Here is a 25381-nt window from a genome sequence, read left to right on the forward strand (position 1 = left end):
AAATATGGCCGAATTGTGAAAGGGCAATGCCCCCGCCGCGTCTTCGCGTCGGGGGCATTGCCGATTCGATTGTCGTCCGGCCGATCAGACCGCGGCGGCGTCCGCCGCCTCGACGGCTTCCTTTCTGGCCTGGATGCCACCTGCGCTGCGCAGCGGCACCTCCTTCCAGAACAGCACCAGGATGAATCCGAGCAGCGCCACGAAGGTGGCCGACAGGAACACCCGGTCCATGGACTTGGCGAAGCCCTCCTTGAAGGGGTGCGCCAGCGTCGGGTTCAGCTGCTGGATCACCGAGCTGTCGTTGAGCACCTGGCCCACGACCGTCGGGGCGGTCTCCGGGTTCGACAGGCCGAGGACGACCTTCTTGTCGACCGAGTCGGGGCCCTTCACCGCGTCCGTGGCGGCCTGCGTGTAGGCCTGGTCGCTCCGGACACTCTCCAGCGAGGTGGTGATGTTCGGAGCCAGCTGGGTGAACAGCACCGACAGGAACACCGCCACACCCAGGGTGCCGCCGATCTGCCGGAAGAAGGTCGCGGCCGCGGTGGACACGCCCATGTCCTTGGGCGGCAGTGCGTTCTGCAGCGCCAGGGTCAGCGGCTGCATCAGGTTGCCGAGGCCGAAGCCGGTGATGGCCATGAAGATCATGACGACCCACAGCTCGGTGTCGGCCGACACCAGGTGCAGCAGGAACAGGCCCGAGGTCAGCAGCGCCGCGCCCACCGGCGGGAAGTACTTGTACCGTCCGGTCCGGGCGATCAGCTGGCCGGCCAGTATGGAGCCGGTCATCATGCCCGCCACCAGCGGCAGCATCAGCAGACCCGCCTTGGTCGGGCTCGCGCCCTGCACCACCTGCAGGTACTGCGGCAGCAGGGTGATGCCGCCGAACATGGCCGCACCGACCACCACCGAGATGACCACGCCGAGGGCGAAAGTGGAGTTCTTGAACATGCGCAGCGGGATCAGCGCCGCGTCGCCCTGCTTGGCCTCGACCGCGATGAAGGACAGCACGCCGATCGTGCCCAGTGCGTAGCAGAGGATCGCATGGCTGCTGGTCCAGCCCCATTCGCGGCCCTGCTCGGCGACCACCAGCAGCGGCACCAGGCCGACGATCAGCGCCGAGATGCCCATCCAGTCGATCGGCACCTTGGTGACGGGGCGCTTGGGCAGCTTGAGCACGCGGGTCACCACGGCCAGCGCGATGATGCCGACCGGCACGTTCACCAGGAACACCCAGCGCCAGCCGGTGACGCCCAGGATCTGGTCGGTGCCCGACAGGATGCCGCCGACGACCGGGCCGACCACGCTGGAGGTGCCGAACACGGCCAGAAAGTAGCCCTGGTAGCGGGCGCGCTCCCGCGGGGACACGATGTCGCCCATGATGGTCAGCGCCAGTGACATCAGACCACCCGCGCCCAGGCCCTGGAAGGCCCGGAAGGCGGCCAGCTCGTACATGGAGGTCGCCATGGAACAGGCCAGTGAGCCGACCACGAAGATGGAGATGGCGGCCAGGTAGAACGGCTTGCGGCCGTACATGTCCGAGAGCTTGCCGTAGAGCGGCGTCGCCAGGGTCGAGGTGATCAGGTAGGCGGTGGTCACCCATGCCTGCGCCGAATAGCCGTGCAGCTCATCGGCGATGGTGCGGATGGAGGTCGACACGATGGTCTGATCCAGGGCCGCCAGCAGCATGCCCATGATCAGGCCGCTCATGATGACCAGGATCTGCTTGTGGGTGAAGCCGGCCGAATTGAGTTCCGGCTCCGCCACTTCCGTTTGTGTAGTCACGAATTGCTCTCCGCGGGTGCGTAATAGGACTGAAGGTCTTTGTGGGCCGCGATATCGGCCAGCATGCGCTGCCGGGTCTCCTCGTAGCCGTCGACGAAGCGCCGCAGCAGGGCGGCGAAGGTTTCCCGTTCATCGGGATCCCAGCCGACCAGCATGTGGCGCAGCGAGTCGTTGCGGCGGGCCCGGATCTGGGCGGCCACGGTGCGGCCGGTGTCGGTCACGTCGAGGACGCTGACCCGGCCGTCGGCCGGATCCGCGCGGCGCTCGATGAGTCCGCGCTTGACCAGGCTCGCGACCTGCCGGCTGATGGTCGAGGCGTCGGAATAGAGGGCCTCGGCCAGCGCGCCCGAGCGTTTCGGGCCGTCGTGGATCAGCTGGAACAGGATGCTGAACGCGGCCGGTTCGATCTCGCCCTGGGTCATGGACGCGACCTGCGCATTGGTGCGGTCGCGCAGTTTGGTGAGCCGGGCGATCTCGTAGGCGATGGCGTCGACAAGGCCGTCGTCGATGTCGGTGGGGGTAATCGCCGGGTCATCGTCGGTCACGGTCGGTCTCACCTCCTTGCGTCGGTCAACTGCTTGTATGCGTCAACTAGTTGTACGGCGCAAGTATTCCGACATAGTTGTCCCTTCGCAAGTTTTTTCCGGAGGTTGTGTCTCCGCTCACGGGAGAATCGGACAATTCGCCCTTCTTGGGCAGGTCAGGCCACCGCGACCGCGGCCGTCACCGCTCCCGTGAGCCGGACCAGATCCGCCGGGGCGAGCTCGATCTCCAGCCCGCGCTTACCCGCGCTGCACAGCACCCGATCCCACTCCAGCGCCGACTCGTCGACGACGGTCGGCAGCCGCTTCTTCTGCCCCAGCGGCGAAATCCCGCCCAGCACATACCCGGTCGTCCGCTCCGCCTTGGCCTTGTCGGCCATGGCGGCCTTGCCGCCGCCCAGCGCCGCGGCCGCCGCCTTCAGCGACAGCGTGGTCGGCACCGGCAATACCGCCACCGCCAGCCCGCCCGACCCCAGCTCGATCACCAGCGTCTTGAAGATCTGCCCGGCGGTAACCCCGAGCTCGCCCGCGAGCGCCTCCACCGCCTCCGCCCCGTACGAATCACTGCGCGGGTCATGGGTATACGAGTGCACCCGGTGGTCCACCTTCGCCTGCATCAGAGCCTTGATCGCCGGGGTTGGAGCTGCAGCCATGGGCTCACCCTAACCAGCCGGCGCAACCGGATTTCCGGTGCTGGGAACAGGGTGAGCGCCACACCTGTTGCACGCGATACGCGCTTCGCAGCAACCGCAGGGCCCACGGTTCGCGGGCGCACGCATCCCATTCATCCAAGGAGGAGTCGGTGACCGTTCTGGTCGAAGAGCCCCCGGTGCGGACCGGGCCGCTGCTGTTCCGCAGGGGAGCCGCCGACGTCGCGCCCCCGGCCGGTTTCCTGGCCGAATCCCTGTTCGCGGTAGATTCAATTGCTACGGCGATCGAAGGGATTAGCGTGACGAGCGACGACGACATGGTCGATCGCCAGCGTGATGACGACGCGGACAGCGAGCGCATCGACGCCGGCGACGATCAAGCGGTCGACTATGACGAGGTGAGCGAACCCGGTGCCAGGAGTACCGAATCCGCGGCGGAACTGGCCGCGCGATTCGAGCGTGACGCGCTCCCGCTGCTGGACCAGCTCTACGGGGCGGCGTTGCGCATGACTCGCAACCCGGCCGATGCCGAGGATCTGGTGCAGGAGACCTTTGCCAAGGCCTACCAGGGGTTCCGCTCGTTCCGCGAGGGCACCAACCTGCGGGCGTGGCTGTACCGCATCCTCACCAATACCTACATCAACTCGTATCGGAAGAAGCAGCGCCAGCCCGCGCAGTATCCGACCGACGAGATCACCGACTGGCAGCTGGCCTCCACCGCCGAGCACACCTCCACCGGTCTGCGCTCCGCGGAGATGGAAGCCCTCGAGGCGCTGCCGGACGACGACATCAAGGCCGCTCTGCAGTCGCTTCCCGAGGAGTTCCGGATGGCGGTGTACTACGCCGACGTGGAGGGCTTCCCCTACAAGGAAATCGCCGAGATCATGGGAACTCCCATCGGTACCGTGATGTCCCGTCTGCACCGTGGCCGCAAGCAGCTCAAGGGCCTGCTCGCCGACGTGGCGCGGGAACGTGGATTCAATCGGTCGGGCAGCGATGCGGCGCGTGAGGAGGTAACCCAGTGAGCGACGAGATGGAAGAACTGGACTGCTCGGCGGTGCTCGCCGATGTCTGGCTGCTCCTGGACAACGAGTGCGACGACACCGTGAAGGCACGGTTGCGTGAGCACATCGACCGTTGCTCGCCGTGCATCGAGGCCTACGGCCTGGAGGAGAAGCTGAAGTCGCTGCTGAATCGCAAATGCGGCGGCGACCGCGCACCCGATTCGCTGCGCCAGCGCCTGACGCTGGAGATCCGGACCAGCTACACGAGCGTTGAAACGCGTGTCGTTACGGAGCCGGAGAACTGATTTGGTGGCGACCCGGGTAACTCACCGGGTACGTCCAAAATAGGTTCGGTACTTGGCCGCCGGCACGGGTGCGAGAGTCGGAACGGCAACCGGCTGCCCGCTGAAGTCCCGGAGAGGCGGAACTGAGCGGCACCACTTCCCACTGGGAAGTGGTGCCGCTCAGCAGTTTTCGAGCTTTTCGCTACGGCTCAGGCGTTCGGCCGCTTGCCGTGGTTGGCGGCATTCTTCTTGCGGCCACGCTTCTTACGTCCACGCTTACCCATAGGTAATCTCCCTTCAGTCGGCCGCCATTCTTTCATGTGTGGTTGGCTGTACCTTCAGGGGCTACGGGTCAACTCGAACGTGAGAGGTGTACATGGCTGAGGAAGTGAAGGCCGAGATGGTGTCGACTGTGCTGAACATCGAGGTCGCTGTCGGCGACAAGGTCAACGTCGACCAGACCCTGGTCCTGCTGGAGTCGATGAAGATGGAGATCCCCGTCATCGCCGAGATCGAGGGCACCGTCGCCTCCATCCACGTCAGCCCCGGCCAGGTGCTGCAGCAGGGTGACCTGATCGCCGTCATCTCCTGAGCAACGAGCCCCTGACCTGCTCCTGACGCGCCCTTGCCGTGTCGCGTGGGAACATACACGCGACGTGGGAACAGAGGAGCGTGGGTGAATGTCGACACTGAGTGAGTTACTGGCCGAGCACACCGATCTACCGGGTGCGGCCGTCGACCATTTGCAGCGGGTGGTGGGGGACTGGCAGTTGCTGGCGGATCTGTCCTTCGCGGATCTGCTGCTCTGGGTGGGCACGGGCCCGATCAGTGCGGGCGCGGAGGTGGTGTGCGTCGCCCAGTGCCGCCCCACCACCGCGCCCACCGTGCACCTCGAGGATCTGGTCGGCACTCTCGCCACCAAGGAGGCGAATCCGCAGGTGTTCGAGGCCCTGCTGACCGCCGATATCGCTCGTACCGAAACCGATACCGCCCTGACCGGCGTCTATCACCCGCATCCCGTGCACGCCATGCGCGAGGCGATTCCGGTGCGGGTCGGTGACGACATCATTGCCGTGCTCGGCCGCGACACCGATACCCAGCGTCGCAAGATGCGCTCCAGCCTCGAGATCGCCTACATGTCCTGCGCGGACGACCTGTGCCAGATGGTCGCCGACGGCACCTGGCCGGCGCTCGAGGACCGCACCGGCGCGCACTCCAGCCCCCGCGCGGGCGACGGTTTCATCCGCCTCGACACCGAGGGCACCGTCGTCTACGCCAGCCCCAATGCCCTGTCGGCCTATCACCGCATGGGTTTGCAGAACGACCTGGTCGGCCAGGATCTGGCGCTGACCACCCGCTCGCTGATCACCGATCCGTTCGACGCGCAGGAAGTCGTCGGCGACATCCAGGCGGCCCTGGCCGGAAAGGCCGGGCGCCGAATGGAAGTCGAGGCGCGCGGGGCGACCGTGCTGCTGCGCACCCTGGTGCTGCGCCCGCACGGGGAACTCGGCGGGGCCGCGGTACTGGTCCGCGATGTCACCGAGGTGAAGCGGCGCGACCGCGCGCTGCTGTCCAAGGACGCGACGATTCGCGAGATCCACCACCGGGTGAAGAACAACCTCCAGACGGTGGCCGCGCTGTTGCGACTGCAGGCCCGCCGCACCGAGAACGAGGAGGCCCGCCTGGCCCTGACCGAATCGGTCCGCCGGGTCACCTCGATCGCCTCGGTGCACGAAATGCTGTCCATGTCGGTTGACGAAGAAGTCGATCTGGACGAGGTGGTGGATCGCCTGCTGCCGATCATGGCCGATGTGGCGACCGTGCACACCGCCCGCATCAAGGTGCGCCGCGCCGGATCGCTCGGCGTCTTCTCCGCCGAACGGGCGACGCCGCTGGTCATGGTGCTGACCGAGCTGGTGCAGAACGCCATCGAGCACGCCTTCGACGCCGGCGAGAACGGTACTGTCACAATCCGTTCCGAGCGTTCGGCCCGCTGGCTCGACGTCATCATCAGCGACGACGGCCGCGGCCTGCCCGACGGATTCAGCCTGGAAGCCTCCGACCGGTTGGGCCTGCAAATCGTCCGCACTCTCGTGACGGCGGAATTGGGCGGGTCCATCGGACTTCATCCCGGCGCCGATGTCGGCACCGACGCGGTCCTGCGAGTTCCCCTCGGCCGTCGCTCCGCTCGCTGAAACATATTGCGCGGCGGACAAGTTCGGGCGTAGTGAAAAATCTGCGCCCGAACTTTCGTTCGAAGAGTCAATCCCGTTGAACGGGAATTCCTCTCGTGATCGGAGTCGGGCCGGCCCCTTTACACACTGAAGCCCGGCACCTGAATTGGTGCCGGGCCGAATTGCGTTGCGGCCGCGAGGCTGGGGCCGGCCGTAACGCCTGTCGCCTAGCTGGTTAGACGACGGTGCGGGTACGCGTACGCGCGTTGCGGCGCTTCAGCGCGCGACGCTCGTCTTCGCTCATACCACCCCACACGCCGGCATCCTGGCCCGACTTCAGGGCCCAGGAAAGGCAGTCAGCGGTGACGGGGCAGCGAGCGCAGACCAGCTTGGCATCGGCAATCTGCGCGAGCGCCGGACCACTGTTTCCCACCGGGAAGAACAGCTCGGGGTCCTCGTCGCGACAGATGGCCTTGTGGCGCCAGTCCATTCCTCTGCTCCTTTGCTAGGGCGCGCACGGCGCTGCCCCTCGGGTTTGTGGTCCGTTCACTTGTGCGACTCGAATGTTTCCGCACGGTTGCTTGTGAATGCTTTCACGAACACCGTAGATGTCAATAGATACCCGGTGCACCGTGGGGAAGCTCACGCTGTAAGACCCCTACATGGGGATCCGCCGTGTCATTTGTACTCGGTTGAGCCAGTTTTCGCAGCGCAACCGCGATGTTTCTAGGGCGTGTCGAACCGGCTAGGGCTTCGGCGCGACCACATCGAGGATATCCGGGACGGCTGTGAAATTCACCATGTTGCGGCGTCCGATGAAGTCGCCGTCGATTTGCAAGCCGATCGGTTCGGCCGCGGTGACGGTCACGGCCGGCACGTCGTCATCGCGAAACAAGGTGCGGCTCTTGGGATCTCCATGGGTTGCCAGCAACTGCCGGGCGACCAGCAGGGTGGGCAGAACGCCCATGGTGCGCATGGCAAACACTCCGAGACCCGATTCGAATGTGGTCCCCGGGTTGGTGACCACGGGCGTGTTGTCGAGATAAGTCCAGGGACTGGCATTCGTCACGAATGCGTAATGCACATCCGTGACCGGTTCGTTACCTGGAATGTCGAGACGCACTTGCGGGGTATGCCGTTTGGCGCGAAAGAACTGCCGGATCGTAGTGCGCAGATAGCGAGCGGGCGTCGCGATTTTGCCATCCGCGCGCTTGGCGTCGATGGCCTCGCACACATCCGCGTCGAGCCCGACACCGGCGCTGAAGAGAAACCAGCGATCGTCGGCGACGCCGAGCCCGATGCGGCGGTCCGCGTCATCGGCCACCAGATCGATGAGCTGATTGGTGGCGGTCACCGGATCCGGTTCGATGCCCAGCGAGCGCGCGAACACATTCGCCGAACCGCCCGGGATGACGCCGAGTCGCGGCAGCCACTCCCGCTGCGGCTCACCCGGCAGCGGGAGGAAACCGTTGACGGTCTCGTTCACCGTGCCGTCCCCGCCGTGCACCACGATCAGGTCCATCCGGGTGTCGGCGGCCCAGCGCGCCAGCTCGGCGGCGTGCCCCCGGTGCTCGGTGTGGCGAACGGTCAGCTGGGTGCGGCTCTCCAGTGCGTGAGCGAGCAGATCGCGAGTGGACCGAGTGGTCGAAGTGGCATTCGGGTTCACGATAAGCAAGGTCCGCACGGTGCCTATTTTGCCTCCGCTTCGCTCCGGCGGGTTCGCGGCCCCGAAGTCTCGTTCTTCCCTCCTCCGCTCCTCCGCTTCGCTCCCCCGCTCCGTCAGTCCAGAACGAGACGGCCGCGAACCTTGAAGTGCCAGTTCCGAACTGATTTCGGCCGGACGGGTGCACTGCGCAACGACGCTCGGTCGTAGGCTGGGCGGGTGGCTGAGCAGAACAACGGCGAGAACAAGCCCGCGGGCGAGAGCGACGTGGTGCCCGCGACGGTGCGCGTGGCGGGCGCGCTGGTCGCCCTGGAGGGCGCGCTGGGCCTGGTGGCGATGGTCGTGCTGATCATCGTCGGCGTGAACGGGTCGGCGCAGAGCCCCAAGAACAGCTATCTCACCGCCGGGTACGCGGCCGTCCTGGGCGGCGCGGTGCTGGCCGCGGGGATCGGGCTGATGCGCGGGAAGCGGTGGGGGCGGGCCATCGCCACGCTGACCCAGCTGCTGCTGCTGGGTGTCGCGTACTACATGTTCACCTCGGACCGGCCCGAGTTCGGGGCGCCGCTGGGATTGCTGGCGCTGGGTGCGCTGGGTGCGCTGTTCGCTCCGGCCTCGAATCGGTGGATGGCCGCGGGCTACGGCTCCGTCGAGGAATAGCCGCAGCGGTTTGCGCAGAGTCGCCGTAATCGTTGCTCAGTGGCCCGTGAGCGAGTTTTCGGACGCTCGCCCACCACTCGGGTGAGCGAGCGCTTTCCAGCGATGCTGCGGCGAATTCGGATGCCGCGGCGAATTCAGTCGTCGGCGTGCGTCGCCAGGCGGGCCAGGGCCGCGCCGCGCAGGCGGTAGCCGGTCCACTCGTGCTGGTGCTCGGCCCCGATGGATTCGTAGAAGTCGATGCTCGGGGTGTTCCAGGTGAGCACCGACCAGTCGACGCGGGCGTACCCCTGCTCGACGGCCTCGCGGGCCAGCGTCGCGAGCAGGCTCTTGCCCAGCCCGCGGCCGCGGACCTCCGGCTTGACGTAGAGATCCTCCAGATAGACCCCGTGCACGCCCTTCCAGGTGGAGAAGTTCAGGAACCAGATGGCGCAGCCCACCACGCCGTGATCGGTCTCGGCCACGTGGGCGTACAGCGCGGGCTGCGGCCCGAACAGGGCCGTTTCGAGCTGGGCCGCGGTGAGGGTGCACTCGTCGGCGGCCTTCTCGTACTCGGCCAGATCGTGGACGAGCTGGACGAGCGCCGGGATGTCGGCGGGGGTGGCGCGGCGAATCATTCGGCGGCCCCTTCCTACGGGTTGAGCGGCGGAACCAGATTGTGCGCGAGCACGGTTCGAGCCTGGTGATCGTGTCCCAGCACCGTAACCGCGGCGGTGGACAGGAAGAATCGGCGGCCTTCGATCACCTCGAACTCGGCCCAGCGGGCGATGAGCGCGCGGGAGAAGTGGCCGTGGCCGACCAGCACCACATCGCGGGTGGCGAGCTCGGGGATGACGGTGGCCAGCACGTGGTCGGCCCGCTTGCGGACGTGCTCGGCGGTCTCGCCCTCGGGGGCCTCGCCGGTCCAGATGGTCCAGCCGGGGGACATCTGCTGGATCTCGGGTGTGGTGAGGCCCTCGTATTCGCCGTAGTCCCACTCCACCAGGTCGTCGTCGACGACGACGCCGGGGAGCCCGGCCAGCGCCGCGGTGCGCAGCGCGCGCTGCCGGGGGCTGCACAGCACCAGCGGATTCCGCAATTCCATGTCGTACAGCAGTTTTCCGGCGGCCCGGGCCTGCGCCTCGCCGATCTCGGTGAGGGGCACATCGGTGCGGCCGGTGTGGCGGCGCGCGGCCGACCAGGCCGTCTCCCCGTGTCGCAGCACTACCAACCGGAATTCGCCACCACTCATGAATTCGATCATGCTCCACCGCCTCCCCGAATACCTAGCGGGCGGCAGAGACCCGTCGGAATCGGGCACCCGTGGGCGGCCGGGTCAGGAGGCCGCGCCGACGCCGTACACCTGGGTGCCCCGGCGCTCCAGGAAGACGGTGCCCGAGACGCTCAGCCCGATGGGCTCGTTGTGATAGTCGCTGCGCTGCAGCGGGATTCGCGAGACCTGCGCGCCGGTGCCGGGATCCAGGACGGCCAGGCCGTCCGGGACCGGGGCCACCAGCTGGCCGGCCATCAGCGCCGGGGTGCCGAGCACGTGCTGGGCGCCCCACTGGGGGTCGAGGGTGGTGGGGTTGAGGGCGATCAGGCTGTCGCCGGTGAAGACGAAGAAACCGGTGGACAGGCGCGCCACCATGGCGGTGTCCGTGAAGGCCGGAACCTGGTGGGTGGCAAGCAGATTGCCGCTGACGTCATAGATGGTCAGCACCGGCGGGGTGGTCGGGGTGGCGGGGAGGTAGAGCGCGGTCCGGGTGTCGGACACCGCGATCACGCGCGCCCCGTCCACCGCGCCGCCGGGCTCGTTGAGCACGTGCGTGCTGTACTCCTCCGGCACCGTGCCGTCCTTGGGCGCGGGATTGAGGATGGACAGCCGGTCGGCGGAATCCTTGGGGCAGCGTTCCAGCACCGCGACCCGGCTGGGCGCCGAGCCCGCCGAGAGCAGCCGGCAGTCGGTGCGCGGCTGGGTGTGCGGATTCACCGGGGCGTCCACATAGCCGTATTCGAGGGTGCGGACCAGATCCGAGCGCCACATCTCCAGGCGGTCGTCGCCCAGCGCGAGCACATAGGTGCCGTCCGGGGCCAGGGTGATCCGCTGGTCCATGTAGCTGGACCGCGCCGCAACCCGGGTCCCGGTCTCGGCGTTGAGCAGGGTGGTCTGACTGCAGCCGCGCTGATCCCGGTAGGTGGCGATGACCGTCCCGAACTGGACCTCCACCGCGCACAACGGCATGTCCCGCTGGTACTTCCAGACCTCGTCGCCGGTGCGGGCATCCCGCCCGGTGACGGTGCCGTCGTCGGCGGTGACGGCCACCGCGCCCACCGTCAGCGAGCGCATGGCCGCGCCGTCCGGTGCCTGCCACAGCTCCTTGACCTGCGCAGGCACCGAGTCGGCCGCCGGTGGCGGGGTGAGGGTGTGGTTCGCGGACTGCGCGTGGGTGCCGCGCACATCGCTGGTCAGCGCCACGACCGCTGCCGCGATCGCCACCAGGGCGGCGATCGCGACAGCGGTGAGAATATCGGCGCGCGTCCGCCGCTCGGGTGCGAGCACGACAGCGAGAGTAACCGATCCGGGCGGCTAGGCCGAGGCCGCGACCGCGGTATCGGTCACCACCACGGCGGCCTCGGCGTCCACGTCGGCCTTCTTCCGCCGCGTCCGCCGCACCGGAGCCGCCGGCGCGGGCTCGTCGGAACCGCTTGCCGCAGTACCCGACTCGACCGCTTCGACCTCCGCCTTGACGGCCTTGCGGGCCCGCTTGCGCGGCGCGGCCTTCGGCGCCTCCGCGACCACCTCGGCACCGTCCGCCGCCTCCGCGACCACCTCGGCCGCACCGTTGGCGTCCACGGTCGCCGCGGCCGCCTTACGAGTCCGCTTGCGGGGCGCGGCCTTCGGCGCTTCCGCACCGTCCGCCGCTCCGGCGGTGGCCTCGGCGGCGCCGTTGGCCTCGACGGTCGCAGCCGCGGCCTTGCGAGTCCGCTTGCGCGGCGCGCTCTTCGGAGCCTCCGCGGCGACCTCGGCGTCGGCGCCGGTGGCGGTCTCATCGGCGGTCGGCGCGGTGCTCGCGGCGCGGCTCGTGCGCTTGCGCGGCGCCCGCAGGGCGGGTCCGGCCGAGTCGCCATCGGTGGCAGCCGATTCCACCGCGACGGCGGAACCCTCTGCGCCGGTGCCGGATTCGGCCACGGCGGCCTTGGTGCGGCGGGTGCGCTTGCGGGGCGCGTCCGCTTCGGCGGTCACGGGAGCCGCTGCCGCGACATCGGTCTCGGCGACGACGGCCGACTCCGTGGCGACCGGTGCCTCGGCGGCAGCGATCGGGGCCTCGGCGGCAGCGATCGGGGCCTCGGCGGCAGTGACCGTGGCCTCGGCGGCTGCCTTGGTCCGGCGGGTGCGCTTGCGGGGCGCGTCGGCCACGACCGCGTCGGCGTCGGCGACCGGCTCGACCGTCGTGGTGGCCCCGCTCGCCTCGACCGGCGCGGGCGTCTCGGCGACCGCGGCCTCCGAGACGACGTCGGCGGCCTCGGTCACGCCGGTGCCCTCGGCGGAACCCTTGCCTCCGCGACGGGTGCGCTTGCGTCCCCGGCGGGCGCCGTCCCCGGCATCCTCGGAGACGACGTCGGCAATCTCGGCGGGGCCGTCGGTGTCGAGTTCGGTCTCGACCGTGGTCGCGACGATGGCGTCGGCCGGGGTGTTGCCGCCCTTGCCACGGCGGCGACGGCGGCGACGGCGGCCGGACTTCTCCGGATCACCGGTGGCCGAATCGGCCTCGGCGGCGGGGGTTTCGGTGGTCACCACGGCCGCGTCGCCCTCGACCGGGTGGCCGCCGCGGGTACGACGGCGGCTGCGGCTGCGGGTGCCGCGGCGTTCGCGCTCCACCACGACGGCATCCTCGTCGCGCTCGGGCTTGCGCTTACGGATGACGCCGGTGACGCCCTCCGGGATGCCGAGCTCCTCGTACAGGTGGGGGGAGCGGGAATACGTTTCGACCGGTTCCGGGATGCCGAGGTCGAGGGCCTTGTCGATGAGGCCCCAGCGGTTCAGCTCGTCCCAGTCCACCAGGGTGACCGCGACACCGGTCTTGCCCGCGCGGCCGGTGCGGCCGATGCGGTGCACGTAGGTCTTCTCGTCCTCCGGGCACTGGTAGTTGACGACGTGGGTGACGTCGTCGATGTCGATGCCGCGGGCGGCCACATCGGTGGCGACCAGCACGTCGATCTTGCCCTCGCGGAACTTCTTGAGCGCCTTCTCACGGGCGATCTGCCCCAGGTCGCCGTGCACCGCGCCGACGGCGAAGCCGCGCTCGGCCAGATCGTCGGCGACCTTCTGCGCGGTCCGCTTGGTGCGCGCGAAAATCATTGTCGCGCCGCGGGTTTCGGCCTGCAGGATGCGAGCCACCAGCTCGCTCTTGTCCAGCGCGTGGGCGCGGTAGACCAGCTGGGTGATCCGGTCGTGCACCGCGGACTCATGGTGCTCCTCGGCGCGGATGTGCGTCGGCCGGTTCAGGAAGGTGCGGGCCAGGGTGATGATCGGACCCGGCATGGTGGCCGAGAACAGCATGGTCTGGCGCTGCTCGGGAACCATATTGAGAATGCGTTCGATATCGGGCAGGAAGCCCAGGTCGAGCATTTCGTCGGCCTCGTCGAGGACCAGCACCTGCACCTTGCCCAGGATCAGGTGCTGCTGCTCGGCCAGATCCAGCAGGCGGCCCGGGGTGCCGACGACCACGTCGACACCGGTGCGCAGCGCCTCGATCTGCGACTCGTAGGGGCGGCCGCCGTAGATCGACGTGATGCGCACCTTGGTTCCGGTGCTGTCGTCGAGATACTTGGCGGCGTTCTCCAGATCCTGGGTGACCTGGATGCACAGCTCGCGGGTCGGCACGATGACCAGCGCACGCGGGGTGCCGTCGAGGGCCTTGGTGCCGGAGTCGCCGGTGGCGATGCGGTGCAGCAGCGGCACGCCGAAGCCGAAGGTCTTACCCATACCGGTGCGGGCTTGGCCGATGAGATCCTCACCGGCCAGCGCGAGCGGCAGGGTGAGTTCCTGAATGGCGAAAGTGCGTTCGATGCCGATCTCGGCGAGGGCCCGGACGATTTCCGGCCGCACGCCCAATTCGGCGAAAGTGGGAGCGAGGTGGGTGTCGTCGAGTTCCGCGGTCAGCAGCGTGTCCGCCACACCCGGTTCCTGCTCTACGGTGATCTTGCTCAGGTTCTTGCCTTTCCTCGTTTATCGCGTCTCGCGCGCACGAGGCGTGGGGCGGACCCGGTCGGTCCGCGACGACCACTTGATCCGTTCTCGCCGCTGCGGGATGCCTCTCCGGTGGATGGGCGTCGACCTGGCGCGGCGGTGCAGTGCTGCGGATCGGAGTGCGCGCACATTTTCCATGGACTACGGGTATGAATTCCGCCGTCCGCGGAGATTGTAGCGTGATACGGCCTTCGCCCTGATTTCCGCCACCGCTAATGTGTGGCGTTATTGCGCTGGTCGGCGCGCTTATCGGTAGCGAAAGACGGTCTGATCCGGGGTTTCGCATTGCCGTTAATGATTGTGGCGCACCATAATTCGTCCGGGGGCAACCGTGTCGGCCACCGCGCGGACAGTTGGGTTGCTCACATAGGTGATACGCCGTGTAGCACTATCTGCGAAGGTATTGCTGTGAGCTTGGCAGACACCGTGAGCACCGCCGCCCGCAACATGTGGTCGCTGACCTTCGGCGACGGCATCGAGGCCCCCGAACCCACCCCGTCGACGGTGCTGTCCGACGCGCCGCATCGCGAACTGCGCCGCTACGACGGCGCCGGCCCCGACGATCCGGCCGTGCTGCTGGTCCCGCCGCTGGCCGCGCCCGCCTTCTGCTTCGACCTGCGCCCCGATCAGAGCCTGGCCCGCTTCCTGCTGGAGACCGGCCGCGCGCCCTACCTGGTCGACTACGGCGACATCACCTTCGAGGACCGGCGCATGGGCTTCGAGACCTGGATCGACGACATCCTGCCCGAGGCCATCCGCGAGGTCTCGGCCGATCGCGGCGGCCGTCCGGTGGATCTGGTGGGCTGGTCCATCGGTGGCGTCCTGGCCCTGCTGACCGCCGCGGCCGATCAGGCGCTGCCCATCCGGTCCATCACGGCCGTCGGTGCGCCGCTGAGCTACGACCACATGATCGGTGCACGCGAACTGCGCACCCTGGCCCGCATCGACGGCGGCCGCACCGCCACCGCGGCCATTCGCGCCGCCGGCGGGGTCTCGGCGCAGCTGACCCGGATCGCCTACCGCGCCACCGCCTGGGATCGGGAACTCAAGCGGCCGTTCTTCATTGCGAGCAATCTCGCGGACACCGCGACCCTGGCCCGGATGGAGACCATCGACCGGTTCCAGAATTCGCTGCCCGGCTATCCGGGGCGTTTCTACAACCAGCTGTGGGGCCGCTTCATCCTCAACAACGACATCGGCAAGGGCGTGGTGCACCTGGGCGAGCAGCAGATCGCGCTGGCCGACATCACCCAGCCGGTGCTGCTCGTCGGCGGACCGAACGACGTGATCACCCCGGCCGCCGCAGTGGAGCACGGGACGACGACGCTGACCGGCTCGCCGGAGGTGCGGTACGAGACCGCACCCGGCTCTCACCTCGGCATTCTCATCGCCCGTGACACCACGTGGACCCATCTGGACAAGTTCCTGCGCAACCAGCCATGAATTGCGTTGTGTCGCAAGGCCTTACGAACGTATCGAGGGTACGCTCCGGGTGTCGTCGCCGATGGGTGAATGTGCGTCGTTTCCGGCCGCTAGGGTGGGGTCCCATGGGAGCAAACTCGTCCACTGCGCTCGGCGCTGCCTCGGAGTCTTCCGACGGCCGTATTCCTTCGTCTTCCGACGGCCGCATCTCCGCCGAACATCCTGGAGCCACCGACCTCTTCGCGGTCCTCGCCTACGGTGAGATCTCCGCCTTCTACCGTCTCGCCGAAGAGGCCAAGCTGTCGCCCACGCTGCGCGGCCGGGTGGCCGTCGCCAAGATGGCCGGCAACGAGATGGAACACTTCAAGACCCTGGAGCAGGCGCTGGCCGACCGCGGCGTCGACATCTTCGACGCCATGGCCCCGTTCGTGCGCGCCCTGGACGCCTATCACGCCTCCACCGACCCCTCCACCTGGCTGGAGTCGATGGTCAAGTTCTACGTCGGCGACGGCATCGCCGCCGACTTCTACACCGAGATCGCCGGCGCCCTGGCTCCCGAGGTCGCCGACGTGGTGCGCGACGTGCTGGCCGAGACCAGCCACTCCGAGTTCGTCATCGAGGAGGTGCGCACCGCGGTCGCCCTGAACCGGTCCGAGCGGGACCGGCTGGCGCTGTGGGGCCGCCGCCTGCTGGGCGAGGCCATCACCCAGGCGCAGTACGTGATGGCGCAGCGCGACGGGCTCACCGAGCTGGTGCTCACCGCCACCGGCGATCTGAACGGCGTCGCCACGCTGTTCGAGCACATGCAGAACAGTCACGCCGAGCGCATGCGCGTACTCGGCCTGAGCTGACGCTCCCGTTCTTCCTGCCGTCTGCGCTGTTCCCCGACAGTGCCGTGGGTGCTGTTCGCTGACAGCGCAGGCGGTCGCGGCCGGACGCTGTCCCGGCTGCGCTAGCGTGATCAGGACAGCACAAGGACTCTAGGTTCGGAGGTTGGCCGTGGAGGTCAAGATCGGCATTTCGGATAGCCCGCGTGAGCTCGTCATCAACAGCTCGCAGACCCCCGCCGAGGTCGAGGCGGCCGTCACCGGCGCGCTCCAGGGTGAGGGTGGCGTCGTCACGCTGACCGACGAGAAGGGCCGCAAGTTCCTGATCCAGGCCTCGAAGGTCGCCTATGTCGAGATCGGCACCCCCTCCTCGGGTCGCGTCGGCTTCGCGGCCGTCTAGCCGAACTCTCGGGGACTTCCTGAAACCCCTAGTGGCATAAAAGAATTGCCCCGCCGAGCAGCTCGGCGGGGCAATTCTTTTGTTGTTGTCGCGGATTCAGGTTTCAATCCATCGGGTGCAGCGGCACGTGCTTCAGGCCGCCCCAGCACAATGCGACAGTGGTGTCGACCGCGTCGTCCTTGCTGATCGGCCGGTCCGCCTCGAGCCAGTAGCGCGCGCTCAGCTGGCTGGCGCCGACCAGGCCGACGGCGAGCACCCGGGCGCGGTAGGGCTCCAGGCCGGAGTCGTGGGCGACCAGGTCGAAGACCGCGTCCACGCAGGCCTCGGTGGCCTGCTCGACACGGCGCTGCACCTGCGGCTCATTGGTCAGATCGGATTCGAAAACCAGTCGGAAGCCCTGGGTTTCGTGATCGACGAAGTCGAAGTAGGCCTGCACGGCGGCGCGCACGCGCTGCTTGTTGTCGGTGGTGGAGCGCAGCGCCTGGCGCACGCTCGACACCAGGGCGTCGACGTAGTTCTGCAGGACCGCCAGATACAGTTCGAGCTTGCTCGAGAAGTGCTGGTAGAGCACCGGTTTGCTGACGCCGGCGCACTGCGAGATCTCATCCATGCCCGAGGCGTGATAGCCGCGTAGCACGAAGACCTCGCTGGCGGCCGCGAGTAGCTGCGCCCGGCGCGCCTCACGGGGCAGGCGGGTTCCGCGCTTGCTCCCCGCCATGGCCTCGGATGACATGCGGTGCGACGTCATCCGGTCCACGAGGTCAGTCATTGCCTTTTCTCCCAGTTGATTCCCGGTGGGAAGGATGTCACCGGTATCCCACGAACGATACTCGCTCATGGGGCCCGTGCCGATCCAGGTTCCGAATTTTGGTGTGCTGGTTGTTGTCGATCAGCACCTGTGATGGTCGAGTGGGACTCGCATCGATTATGCGAGGCCGATCACAACTGTGTAGCACATGTTCTGATTTGTGAGCTCTGCCGCATTGGCGTGAGATATCTCGCAGCAATGGCAGCGCGCGGCGACGGCCCTTCCGTGCGTGGGGGCGGGCTATGAGAGTCTGTCAGTCGTGACCGACCATGGGGGCAGTAGTTCCGGCGGGCCTGATTCGGGCCGCCCCGTGGGGGCAGGTGTGCCGAAGACCGTCGGTAACAAGCGCCGAGGAAGACCCAGCGGGCCGGTCTACGATCCGCTCGGTTTGTACACCGGCGCCAGCGCATCGCAGACCGGCCCCTCGGTAGCTTCCGGGCTCATCACACCGCCCGAACCCGCACCCGATCCAAGTCAGCCCGCCGGTGATCACCTGCCGCTGCCGCACCAGCCGCTGCGCGCCCGCTGGGATCCCACCGCCCCGCCCGCCGACACCCGCAACCGGCAGCGTCCCGAGCGCGAGACCAAGAAGCAGAGTCCGCTGGGCCGCTTCGTGAGCACCTACGGCTGGCGCGCCTACGCCCTGCCCGTGCTGCTGGTCATCACCGTCCTGGTCGCCGTGGACGCCCTGCGCCACACCGGCGACGACAGCACCGGACTCCCCGGCTTCGGCCGCCTCAGCGAGCACACCGACAAGCCCAGCGGCATCATCGGCGGCGCCCCCAAGGGCGACGGCAAGTACGCGGCCGATCTGCCCACCGGCGCGGTCCCGCCCGGCGGGGGCTACACCGACACCGGCACCGGCAACTGGCACGTGGTGCCCGGCAATACCGCGCAGGTCGGCACCGGCTCCCAGCACGTGTTCACCTACACCGTGGAGATCGAGGACGGCGTGGACACCGCCAGCCTCGGCGGTGATCCGGCCATCGGCCAGATGGTCGACGCCACGCTCGCGAATCCCAAATCCTGGACCCATGATCCGCGTTTCGGCTTCCGGCGCGTGGACACCGGCACTCCGGATTTCCGCATCTCGCTGACCTCACGCGACACCACCCGCAAGTCCTGCGGTTTCGAGATCCCGGTCGACTCCTCCTGCTACAACGCCGATCTGGGCCGCGTGGTGCTCTCGGAGGTGCGCTGGGTGCGCGGGGCGCTGGCCTTCGAGGGCGATGTCGGCTCCTACCGGCAGTACCAGATCAATCACGAAGTGGGACATGCCATCGGCTACCACGAGCACCAGCCGTGCGAGGTCGACGGCGGGCTGGCGCCGGTCATGATGCAGCAGACCTTCGGGACCAGGAACAACGACATCGCGAAGCTCGATCCCGAAGGCGTGGTGCCGATGGACGGCAAGACCTGCCGCTTCAACCCGTGGCCCTACCCGCGGGCCTGAGCGCCCTCCACCGCGACGGCGGGCACGGATTCCGTTGCGGCCGAAGGCCGGTGCCGGGCGACGCCCAGACCCGCCAGGGCGCCCAGGGTCGCCGCCGCGGCCGCGGTGAGCAGCGCCGCGCGGAAGCCGTGCTGAACGGCCGCCGTCGAGGTGTAGCCGCCGGTGACGGTGAAAACCGCTGAGGTGACCGCGATTCCGAAGCTGCCGCCGAGCTGGCGCAGGGCGTTGTAGATCCCCGACGCGGTACCGATGGACTCCGGTCCGACCGAGCTGATCGCCGCGTTCTGCACCGCGGGCATGGCCGCCGAGATGCCGATACCGGTCAGCAGCATCGGCCCGATCAGCGCCGGGTATCCGGCCCCGGCCCCGGCGGCCAGGGCGATCCAGAGCAGGCCGATCCCCGCCAGCAGCAGTCCGGCCACGATCAACCGGCGTTCGCCGATCCGGCTCATGCGCGCGCCCGCCAGCGGCGCGACCACGAAAAGCGTTGCGGTCCAGGGCAGCAGGCGCAGCCCGGAGCCGAGCGGGGTGTTGTGCAGCCCGGCCTGCAGGTACTGGGCGAAGAAGAACGCGGTGCCGAAGATCGCGGCGGTCATCAGGAGCCCCGCCAGATTGGCGGCGCCGAAGCCGGGGCGGGTGAACAGCCGCATGGGCACCATGGGCTGCGGCGTGCGCAGCTCCCAGCCGACGAAGGCCGCCAGCAGCGCACCGCCGCCGAGCAGCGCGCCCAGGATCTCGGCGCTGGTCCAGCCGATCGCATTGCCGCGCACCAGTCCGAGCACCAGCCCGAGCACGCCGAGCCCGGACAGCAGCACGCCGACGGTGTCGACCTGGGCCGCGGGCCCGGTGCTCTCCGTGACCCAGCGGCGGACGGCCGGAATCAGGGCCGCGCCGATGGGCACATTGAGCCAGAAGATCCACTGCCAGGTCAGGCCCTGCACCACTGCCCCGCCGACGACGGGTCCGCCCAGGATGGCCAGCCCGGTGACCCCGGCGAAGATGCCCATGGCCCGTCCGCGCTGGGCGGGCGGGAAGGCCACCCCGAGCAGGGCGAAGGCGGCCGGCATGATCATGGCCGCACCGACGCCCTGCACCGCGCGGGCGGCGATCAGCGCGCCGATGCCGGTGGCCAGCGCGCAGGCGGCGGAGGAGACGGTGAACAGCGTGAGCCCGGCGATGAGCAGGCGGCGGCGGCCGATGCGGTCGCCGATCACCGCGGCGGTCAGCAGGAACACCGCGAGTGCGAGCGTGTAGGAGTTGAAGGTCCAGCCGAGCGCCTCGAGCGACGCGCCGAGCTGGACCCGGATGGTGTTGAGCGCGGTGGTGACGACGAGTGCGTCGAGCCCCACCATGAGTGACGCCACCGAGGTGAGGGCGAGCGTCCAGCGCTGGTGAGTGGTCATGGGGGAGTGACCTTTCGGGTCGGTTCGGGTGTCACGGGTACGTACTCACCGGCTCGCGAAAACTCATCGGCCGCTGGTCGGCGGCCTAGCGCTCGACGGCTCGGCGACGCCGTGCTAGCAAGGTGGGATGACCGCCACCGTCGACGACGTGGTCGCCGTCGCCGATTCGCACCGCCCCGAACTGCTCGCCTACTGCTACCGGATGACCGGCTCGCTGCACGATGCCGAGGATCTGGTGCAGGAGATCCTGGTTCGCGCCTGGCGGTCGGCGGATTCCTATGACCCGCAACGGGCTTCGCTGCGCACCTGGCTGTATCGGATCGCCACCAATGTCTGCCTGACCGCGTTGAAGAGCGCGCAGCGGCGAGCGCTGCCGGTCGATCTGGCACAGCCGAATCCGGTGGTTGGGGCGGAGCGTCTCGATCCTTCGCCCGAACTGCCGTGGCTGGAGCCGTTCCCGGACGCACTGCTCGGGGACGGCGATCCGGCGGCGGTGGTGGCGGCCCGGGAGAGTGTGCGGCTGGCGTTCGTGGCCGCGCTGCAACACCTTCCGCCGTTGCAGCGCGCGGTGCTGATTCTGCGGGATGTGCTGGCGCTGCGGTCGGCCGAGGTGGCCGGGCTGCTCGACACCAGCACCGCCGCCGTCAACAGCGCCCTGCAGCGGGCGCACGCGCAGCTGTCCGGCATCCAGGCGGGTCCCGCCGAACTGGGCGACGACGAGCAGCGTGAACTGCTGAAGCGCTACGTCGAAGCGTTCGAGGCCATGGACATCGACGCCCTCAAGCGCATCCTGCGCGACGACGCCATGCTCCAGATGCCGCCGTTCCTGGCCTGGTTCCAGGGCCGCGACGCCGTCACCGCCTTCCTGGGCCGGGTCTTCGCCCGCGGCGAGGTCTTCCGCCTGCTACCCACCCGCGCCAACAACCGCCCGGCCCTGGCCGCCTACGTCAAGCACGGCGATGTCTTCGAGGCCGCCAACCTCCACGTCCTCACCCTCGACCGCGACGGCTTCGCCCGCCTGGACCTGTTCCACTCCCCGGACCTCTTCCGGCTGTTCGACCTCCCCGCCCGGCTGTGACGTGACATCCGTAGGCTTGGGGAAGAACGCCCCGCCCTGCGGTGTTGCAGCAATGGCCGCGAGTATCCGGCGAATTCGATTGAGGAGTCCGAAGACGTGTCATCGCATCCCTCCCTGCCGCCCCTGGTGGAGCCGGCGGCGGAGCTGACCCGGGACGAGGTCGCCCGCTACAGCCGCCACCTGATCATCCCGGACCTCGGGGTGGACGGTCAGAAACGCTTGAAGAACGCCAAGGTGCTGGTGATCGGCGCCGGCGGGCTGGGCTCCCCGGCGCTGCTGTACCTGGCGGCCGCCGGTGTCGGCACGCTCGGCATCGTGGAGTTCGACGAGGTCGATGCCTCCAACCTGCAGCGTCAGATCATCCACGGCGAGTCCGATATCGGCCGTTCCAAGGCGGACAGCGCCCGCGATTCGATTCTGGAGATCAACTCCGGAATCACCGTGGAGCTGCACAAGATTCGCCTCGAACCCGACAATGCGGTCGAGCTGTTCAGCCGTTACGACCTGATCGTCGACGGCACCGACAACTTCGCCACCCGCTACCTCGTCAACGACGCCGCGGTCCTGGCCGGCAAGCCCTACGTGTGGGGTTCGATCTACCGGTTCGAGGGCCAGGTCTCGGTGTTCTGGGAGGACGCCCCCGACGGCCGCGGCATCAACTACCGCGACCTCTACCCGGAGGCTCCGCCGCCGGGCATGGTCCCGTCCTGCGCCGAGGGCGGCGTGCTGGGCGTGCTGTGCGCCTCCATCGGCTCCATCATGGTGACCGAGGCGATCAAGCTGATCACCGGTATCGGCGACCCGCTGCTGGGCCGGCTCATGGTGTACGACGCACTGGACATGAGCTACCGCACCATCAAGCTGCGCCGCGATCCGGAGCGTCAGCCCATCACCGAGCTCATCGACTACGACGCGTTCTGCGGCGTGGTGTCGGAGGAGGGCCAGGCCGCGGCCATCGGCTCCACCATCACCGCCCGGGACCTGAAGGAGATGCTCGACGCCGGCAAGGACGTCGCCATCATCGACGTGCGCGAGCCCGTCGAATGGGACATCGTCCGCATCGAGGGCGCGACCCTGATCCCCAAGGACCGCATCCTCTCCGGCGAGGCCCTGGCCGAACTGCCCCAGAACACCCCGATCGTCCTGCACTGCAAGACCGGAATCCGCTCCGCCGAGGCGCTCGCGGCGCTCAAGAACGCCGGTTTCTCGGACGCCACCCACCTCCAGGGCGGAATCATCGCCTGGGCCAACCAGGTCGACCCGTCGCTACCGGTCTACTGACCGAAAGCGTTGATTTATCGGGACGTGACAACTGATTTCGGAAGGATCCGGGTAACTCACCGGGTACGTCCGAAATCGGTGACGCGCCCGACCGCCGGTCGCCGACGACACTCCGACGGCTCCCAGTCTGGCCTTAAGTCGCGGGGAGGCGGTACAGCGGTACCGTACGCGCGTGACCATGACTCCTGTGGAACCTCCCGAGCATGTGCGCTCGACCTTCGGGTTGCGCGAGGAAGTGCCGGTTCCGCTGGGGAACTGGGACGGCGGCTGGCGTTGTGGTGATGTGGTCCTGAGCCCGGTGACCGATCACGCGCGAGCGGCGTGGTCGGCGAAGGTGCGCGAGACCCTGCGGGTGGACGGGCTGCGCATGGCGCGGCCGGTGCGCGCCACCGATGGACGGTATGTCGTATCCGGTTGGCGCGCCGACACCTTCCTCGAGGGCATGCCGGAGCCGCGGCACGACGAAGTGGTGTCGCTGTCCTTGCGCCTGCACCAGGTGACCGCGCGGCTGGAGCGTCCGCGTTTCCTGGCCGCGCAGCCGGTCGCGCCGTGGGTGGATGTGGATGTCTTCGCGGCCGCTGATCGCGCTGCGTGGGAAGCGGTTCCGCTGCGCAGTCTCAAGCTGGGCGGCATGCTGCAGGCCACCTCCCCGGACGGCGACCGCAGCCAGATCCTGATCACGCAGCTGTCCACACTGCGCAAACCGGTGACCACTCCCGCGCAGCTGGTGCACGGCGATCTGTTCGGAACCGTCCTGTTCTCGGGCGGTTTCGCGCCCGGTCTCACCGACATCACCCCGTACTGGCGGCCGGCCCCCTGGGCGGCGGCGGTCATCGTGGTCGATGCCCTGTCCTGGGGCGGCGCCGACGACGGCCTGCTGGAACGCTGGGGCGATCTCCCCGAATGGCCGCAGATGCTGGTGCGCGCGGTCATGTTCCGCCTCGCCGTGCATGCCCTGCACCCGCGATCCACCCCCGAGGCGTTCCCGGGCCTGGCCCGCACCGCCGACATGATCCGCCTGCTGCTGTAGGGGATGAACAGACCGAAAGGCCGCGCCGGGCGACGAATCCGGCGCGGCCTTTCTGTTCCCCTGAGGATGGGGATCTCTGGAAGGGCGCGCTTCCAAAGTCATTGCCTGAGAGTTGGGCCTCCTCAGACGTTGGCGTGGGCCAGGGAGGGTGCGCGTCCGACCGCGAAGGACGAGCGCAGATAGAACCACCAGCAGATCGCGCCCATGGCGAGGTAGGCCACCACGTAGCCCCAGAAGGCCGGATTCATGCTGTGGTAGTGGGTGTTCGACAGTCGCAGGGCCTGCTGCAGGATCCAGCCGCCCGCCGCGCCGATCGCGCCGATGACGCCGATCGCCGCACCCGCCTGCCGTTTCGCGGAGATCAGCGCCGCCCCGATGTCCTGACCGGTCTCCGAGGCGTGCCGCCGCGCTTCAGCGGTGAAGATCATCGGGATCATCCGGTAGGTCGACCCGTTGCCGATGCCGCTGAACACGAACAGCAGCAGGAACGAGATCAGGTACAGCGGAAAGTTCTTGGCCGACAGCGACGCCACGATGAGCGCGGCGGCGACCGCCATGCCACCGAAGACGTACAGCGTGATCTTCGCGCCGCTGAGCTTGTCGGCGATCCATCCGCCGAAGGGCCGGCTCATGGAACCCACGAGCGCGCCGAGGAAGGCCAGGTTGCCCAGGGTGCCCATCCAGCCGATCTTGGCCAGGCTCGGGAAGTTGGCCTTGAGCAGGGTGGGGAAGGCGAAGGAGAAGCCGATGAAGGAGCCGAAGGTGCCGATGTAGAGGATGGCCATCACCCAGGTGTGCCGGTTCTTCAGGGCCAGTTTGTAGGACTTGCCATCGGATTTCGCGCCGGACAGCGAGTCCATGTAGCGCAGCGCGCCGAACAGGGCGACGAGGATGAACGGAATCCACATCAGCACAGCGAGAGTGATGCCGAACCGGTAGCCGCCCGGGTTCTTGGCCATGATGTGGGTGCCCAGCGTGATGATGAGCGGCACGAACAATTGTGTCTGTGCCACACCGAGATTGCCGCCCGCGGCATTGATGCCCAGCGCCGCGCCCTTCTTACCCTCGGGGAAGAAGAAGTTGATATTGGCCATCGACGACGAGAAGTTGCCGCCGCCGACACCCGCGAGTGCGGCCAGCACCATGAACACCCACATGGGTGTGCTCGGCTGGTTGATGAAATACGCCAGACCCAGCGTGGGGATCAGCAGCATGGCCGCGCTGAAGGCGGTGAAGGCGCGGCCGCCGAAGCGCGGGATGGCGAAGGTGTAAGGCACGCGCAGGGCCGCGCCGACCAGGGTCGGGGTGGAGGTGAGCAGCAGCGCGTTGTTGACCGAGTCGGGATTCTTCGCGCTCAGGAAGGCGAATCCGGCCGAGCCCATGGCGGTAACCACGCTGGCCCACAGCACCCAGACGCTGAATCCGAGGTTCTCCGCGAAAACGGAGAACATCAGATTTTTCCGGGCGGTTTGTTTACCCCCGTTTTCCCAGAATTCACTGTTATCCGGTTCCCAGCGGTCGATCCACCGTCCGCGTCTTTGGAAGGCGAGGGTCGTTTCCGGTGCCTCTACTACGGTTGCCATGAGCAGCTGTCCTCTCGGCTGTCGCGACCGCCCTCATCATGGGTTCCCGGTCATCGGGGAACCGCTGCGGTCGCGTCCAACCGTAGGAAGCGCTTTTTACGTCCGAGTGTTTT

The 25381-nt window shown here is 68.3% G+C and carries 24 protein-coding genes and 1 pseudogene; 12 read left to right on the forward strand and 13 right to left on the reverse strand.

The genetic code is table 11. From position 1 onward, the window contains the following. Positions 1-84 precede the first annotated feature (84 nt). From ACFXIV_RS21265 to ybaK, 3 genes are all read right to left on the reverse strand, one after another. Positions 85-1707: an MDR family MFS transporter gene (locus tag ACFXIV_RS21265; RefSeq protein ID WP_379394375.1), complete on the reverse strand. Its 1623-nt coding sequence runs from the start codon at positions 1705-1707 to the stop codon at positions 85-87. A 71-nt stretch (positions 1708-1778) separates the two neighbouring features. After that, positions 1779-2327, reverse strand: coding sequence for a MarR family winged helix-turn-helix transcriptional regulator (locus ACFXIV_RS21270; protein ID WP_379394289.1), 549 nt, complete (start codon positions 2325-2327; stop codon positions 1779-1781). A 155-nt stretch (positions 2328-2482) separates the two neighbouring features. Then, the gene (ybaK, locus tag ACFXIV_RS21275) at positions 2483-2977 is read right to left on the reverse strand and encodes a Cys-tRNA(Pro) deacylase (protein ID WP_379379535.1); all 495 of its coding nucleotides are present in this window, start codon (positions 2975-2977) and stop codon (positions 2483-2485) included. Positions 2978-3291: 314 nt separating this feature from the next. Between ybaK and ACFXIV_RS21280 the strand changes: the two genes are divergently transcribed. Both ACFXIV_RS21280 and rsrA read left to right on the forward strand, forming a co-directional pair. Further along, the gene (locus ACFXIV_RS21280; protein WP_379394377.1) at positions 3292-3999 is read left to right on the forward strand and encodes a sigma-70 family RNA polymerase sigma factor; all 708 of its coding nucleotides are present in this window, start codon (positions 3292-3294) and stop codon (positions 3997-3999) included. 8 nt (positions 4000-4007) lie between these two features. Further along, positions 4008-4283, forward strand: coding sequence for a mycothiol system anti-sigma-R factor (gene rsrA, locus ACFXIV_RS21285; RefSeq protein ID WP_379394379.1), 276 nt, complete (start codon positions 4008-4010; stop codon positions 4281-4283). 188 nt (positions 4284-4471) lie between these two features. On the opposite strand, the gene ACFXIV_RS21290 is transcribed toward rsrA, so the two are convergent. Further along, entirely contained in the window at positions 4472-4546 is a 75-nt protein-coding gene (locus tag ACFXIV_RS21290) for a 50S ribosomal protein bL37 (RefSeq protein WP_153805149.1), read from the reverse strand. 92 nt (positions 4547-4638) lie between these two features. Between ACFXIV_RS21290 and ACFXIV_RS21295 the strand changes: the two genes are divergently transcribed. Continuing rightward, a complete protein-coding gene (locus ACFXIV_RS21295; RefSeq protein WP_379394291.1) occupies positions 4639-4854 on the forward strand; it encodes a biotin/lipoyl-binding carrier protein in 216 nt (71 codons plus the stop codon). Between the two features lie 88 nt (positions 4855-4942). Beyond that, the gene (locus ACFXIV_RS21300; RefSeq protein WP_379379529.1) at positions 4943-6457 is read left to right on the forward strand and encodes a sensor histidine kinase; all 1515 of its coding nucleotides are present in this window, start codon (positions 4943-4945) and stop codon (positions 6455-6457) included. Between the two features lie 214 nt (positions 6458-6671). Here the strand turns inward: ACFXIV_RS21300 and ACFXIV_RS21305 are convergent, their stop codons facing one another. Both ACFXIV_RS21305 and ACFXIV_RS21310 read right to left on the reverse strand, forming a co-directional pair. After that, entirely contained in the window at positions 6672-6926 is a 255-nt protein-coding gene (locus ACFXIV_RS21305; RefSeq protein WP_011211115.1) for a WhiB family transcriptional regulator, read from the reverse strand. 255 nt (positions 6927-7181) lie between these two features. Continuing rightward, a complete protein-coding gene (locus ACFXIV_RS21310) occupies positions 7182-8120 on the reverse strand; it encodes a diacylglycerol/lipid kinase family protein (protein ID WP_379394293.1) in 939 nt (312 codons plus the stop codon). Between the two features lie 198 nt (positions 8121-8318). Between ACFXIV_RS21310 and ACFXIV_RS21315 the strand changes: the two genes are divergently transcribed. Then, positions 8319-8756, forward strand: coding sequence for a hypothetical protein (locus ACFXIV_RS21315; RefSeq protein WP_379394295.1), 438 nt, complete (start codon positions 8319-8321; stop codon positions 8754-8756). Positions 8757-8890: 134 nt separating this feature from the next. Here the strand turns inward: ACFXIV_RS21315 and ACFXIV_RS21320 are convergent, their stop codons facing one another. The 4 genes and pseudogenes from ACFXIV_RS21320 to ACFXIV_RS21335 all read right to left on the reverse strand — a co-directional run. Further along, positions 8891-9370 (reverse strand): GNAT family N-acetyltransferase, encoded by a 480-nt coding sequence (locus tag ACFXIV_RS21320; RefSeq protein ID WP_364607563.1) that lies wholly within the window; start codon positions 9368-9370, stop codon positions 8891-8893. 14 nt (positions 9371-9384) lie between these two features. Then, positions 9385-9996, reverse strand: coding sequence for an acid phosphatase (locus ACFXIV_RS21325; RefSeq protein WP_379394297.1), 612 nt, complete (start codon positions 9994-9996; stop codon positions 9385-9387). 72 nt (positions 9997-10068) lie between these two features. Continuing rightward, positions 10069-11292, reverse strand: a complete 1224-nt coding sequence (locus tag ACFXIV_RS21330) for a hypothetical protein (RefSeq protein WP_379394299.1) — start codon at positions 11290-11292, stop codon at positions 10069-10071. A gap of 1119 nt (positions 11293-12411) precedes the next feature. Continuing rightward, positions 12412-13911: pseudogene (locus ACFXIV_RS21335) on the reverse strand (DEAD/DEAH box helicase); the annotation flags it as partial. A 480-nt stretch (positions 13912-14391) separates the two neighbouring features. Between ACFXIV_RS21335 and ACFXIV_RS21340 the strand changes: the two are divergent. The 3 genes from ACFXIV_RS21340 (at position 14392) to ACFXIV_RS21350 (ending at position 16632) form a co-directional block, all read left to right on the forward strand. After that, on the forward strand, positions 14392-15426 hold the full coding sequence (locus ACFXIV_RS21340; RefSeq protein WP_379394301.1) for an alpha/beta fold hydrolase: 1035 nt from the start codon (positions 14392-14394) through the stop codon (positions 15424-15426). A 104-nt stretch (positions 15427-15530) separates the two neighbouring features. Next, on the forward strand, positions 15531-16256 hold the full coding sequence (locus ACFXIV_RS21345) for a ferritin-like fold-containing protein (protein ID WP_379394303.1): 726 nt from the start codon (positions 15531-15533) through the stop codon (positions 16254-16256). A 148-nt stretch (positions 16257-16404) separates the two neighbouring features. Further along, positions 16405-16632: a DUF3107 domain-containing protein gene (locus ACFXIV_RS21350; protein WP_379379513.1), complete on the forward strand. Its 228-nt coding sequence runs from the start codon at positions 16405-16407 to the stop codon at positions 16630-16632. A gap of 103 nt (positions 16633-16735) precedes the next feature. Here the strand turns inward: ACFXIV_RS21350 and ACFXIV_RS21355 are convergent, their stop codons facing one another. Beyond that, positions 16736-17401 (reverse strand): TetR/AcrR family transcriptional regulator, encoded by a 666-nt coding sequence (locus ACFXIV_RS21355; RefSeq protein ID WP_379394305.1) that lies wholly within the window; start codon positions 17399-17401, stop codon positions 16736-16738. 532 nt (positions 17402-17933) lie between these two features. Between ACFXIV_RS21355 and ACFXIV_RS21360 the strand changes: the two genes are divergently transcribed. Continuing rightward, positions 17934-18893, forward strand: coding sequence for a DUF3152 domain-containing protein (locus ACFXIV_RS21360; protein WP_379394381.1), 960 nt, complete (start codon positions 17934-17936; stop codon positions 18891-18893). On the opposite strand, the gene ACFXIV_RS21365 is transcribed toward ACFXIV_RS21360, so the two are convergent. Next, positions 18878-20296, reverse strand: coding sequence for a DHA2 family efflux MFS transporter permease subunit (locus ACFXIV_RS21365; RefSeq protein ID WP_379394307.1), 1419 nt, complete (start codon positions 20294-20296; stop codon positions 18878-18880). The genes ACFXIV_RS21360 and ACFXIV_RS21365 overlap by 16 nt on opposite strands. A 127-nt stretch (positions 20297-20423) precedes the next feature. Between ACFXIV_RS21365 and ACFXIV_RS21370 the strand changes: the two genes are divergently transcribed. From ACFXIV_RS21370 to ACFXIV_RS21380, 3 genes are all read left to right on the forward strand, one after another. Further along, the gene (locus ACFXIV_RS21370) at positions 20424-21374 is read left to right on the forward strand and encodes a sigma-70 family RNA polymerase sigma factor (RefSeq protein ID WP_379394309.1); all 951 of its coding nucleotides are present in this window, start codon (positions 20424-20426) and stop codon (positions 21372-21374) included. Between the two features lie 96 nt (positions 21375-21470). Next, positions 21471-22655 carry an adenylyltransferase/sulfurtransferase MoeZ gene (gene moeZ, locus ACFXIV_RS21375; RefSeq protein WP_379379507.1) on the forward strand — a complete coding sequence of 395 codons (1185 nt, stop codon included), beginning with the start codon at positions 21471-21473 and terminating at the stop codon, positions 22653-22655. Positions 22656-22833: 178 nt separating this feature from the next. Next, positions 22834-23685 carry a TIGR02569 family protein gene (locus ACFXIV_RS21380; protein ID WP_379394383.1) on the forward strand — a complete coding sequence of 284 codons (852 nt, stop codon included), beginning with the start codon at positions 22834-22836 and terminating at the stop codon, positions 23683-23685. A 122-nt stretch (positions 23686-23807) separates the two neighbouring features. Here the strand turns inward: ACFXIV_RS21380 and ACFXIV_RS21385 are convergent, their stop codons facing one another. Then, entirely contained in the window at positions 23808-25136 is a 1329-nt protein-coding gene (locus tag ACFXIV_RS21385; protein WP_379394313.1) for an MFS transporter, read from the reverse strand. Positions 25137-25381 lie beyond the last annotated feature (245 nt).

The organism is Nocardia sp. NPDC059236, from assembly GCF_042754085.1.
Classification (GTDB): domain Bacteria; phylum Actinomycetota; class Actinomycetes; order Mycobacteriales; family Mycobacteriaceae; genus Nocardia.